This is a genomic window from Gynuella sp., from assembly GCF_050297175.1.
Lineage (GTDB): Bacteria > Pseudomonadota > Gammaproteobacteria > Pseudomonadales > Natronospirillaceae > Gynuella.
In genome coordinates this window covers 1-1,508 of sequence record NZ_JBNKSF010000048.1, presented here as the reverse complement: position 1 = coordinate 1,508, position 1,508 = coordinate 1, and the positions used below count along the sequence as shown (strand labels likewise).

Sequence of the window (1,508 nt, the reverse complement as noted above, 5' to 3'; positions counted from 1 at the left end):
ACGTGGAGCAAGCGGCATAACTCCTAACCATTTTATGACTTCATCTATTTCTTCTTCATGCCCCATCAGCAATAAAACATCACCAGGTTGAATGATCAACTTACGCACTCTATCTCGAAATGATTGCCCTGCCCTGGAGACGCCAAGCAACATAATGCCATGACGATAAAGCAAACGAATATCCAGTGCGGAACGTCCCGTGATACGAGATTCCAGAGGCACGGTGGCTTCCACCATGGATAATGTACCTGCCATAGCGCCATTATGTTTTTCAGATCGAGAGTAAGAAAGTTTAAGCGCAGAAGCAAAGCTCTCCATTGCTTTCGGACCCGCTTCCAAAACGAGTAAGTCACCTTTTTTAATGGGTTCTCGTAGCGCTCTCCCGGGCAATCGTTTTCCGTTACGAACAAGCCCTAGAATCATTACATCATTCTCCTCAGCCAGATCATTCAGTTCTTTAATGGTCTGGCCGATAGCACTGGAGCCCTCCTCTACCCCAATCTCAAGCACATAACCTTCAAGATTACTAAGTTCATTGGCAGCATTATGTTTGGAGCGATCAGCTGGTACCAGACGCCAACCGATCAGAGATACGAAAACAAGACCAGCAACTGCAGCACCCAGTCCAACAGGCGCAAAATCAAACATGTTATAAGGTTCCCCCAGAGCCGTTTCGCGAAATTGCGAGATAACAATATTCGGTGGTGTACCGATTAAGGTCACCATTCCCCCAAGAATAGTGGCAAATGACAGTGGCATCAGCGAAAGGGCTGGAGATCGCTTTGCTTTATTTGCGGCCTGGATATCTACTGGCATTAATAGTGCCAGAGCTGCCACATTATTCATAAATGCGGAAAGTACAGCACCCAGAAAACCCATAGATGCAATATGTAAGGATAAAGGTCGTTTTGCATCGATCACACGGCTTGTCAGCATCTCGATAGCACCTGACTGAGAGAGCGCGCGCGACACGATCAACACCAATGCTATGATAATAACCGCAGGATGTCCGAAGCCAGAGAATGCCTGATCAAGCGGAATAACCTGTAGAACAAGCCCGATAACTAGAGCAGAAAAAGCCACCAGGTCATAGCGCCACTTTCCCCATAACAACATACCTAGAACTGCTACCATTAAGGAAAATAAAATTGCCTGCTCATTCGTCATGTAGGAAAACTCGTATTTAGATCAGATGTTTGAAGTGTTTGAAGAAGGATAACTCAGACAATTTTGAATAGCAGTATTTGAAGACGAAAAAAAACCCGCGTTATGCGCGGGTTTGTTAACCAGAGTGCGATTATACCATCGTAGGATCGGGTTCCATCCCCATCAGAGAACGCCCGAGGATTTGTTTGCAAACATCGTAATCTGTATAGGCATGTGCCGCGGTCATATTCACATCGCGCCAGATACGCTGAATTTCATTATCGTGAATCCAGGTGGAGCCACCGGAAACTTCAAACAGACGATTAACGGCTTCAACACACATCTTGATTGCATATCCCTGA

Annotated in this window: 1 protein-coding gene and 1 pseudogene; both read right to left on the bottom strand. The window is 45.9% G+C overall.

Annotation, left to right across the window (positions count from 1 at the left end; genetic code table 11):
• The coding region (locus ACQY6I_RS19720; protein ID WP_428243225.1) for an SLC13 family permease at positions 1-1,167 on the bottom strand (1,167 nt) is incomplete at its 3' end.
• A gap of 130 nt (positions 1,168-1,297) precedes the next feature.
• Positions 1,298-1,508, bottom strand: a pseudogene (locus ACQY6I_RS19715) (p-hydroxyphenylacetate 3-hydroxylase oxygenase component); the annotation flags it as partial.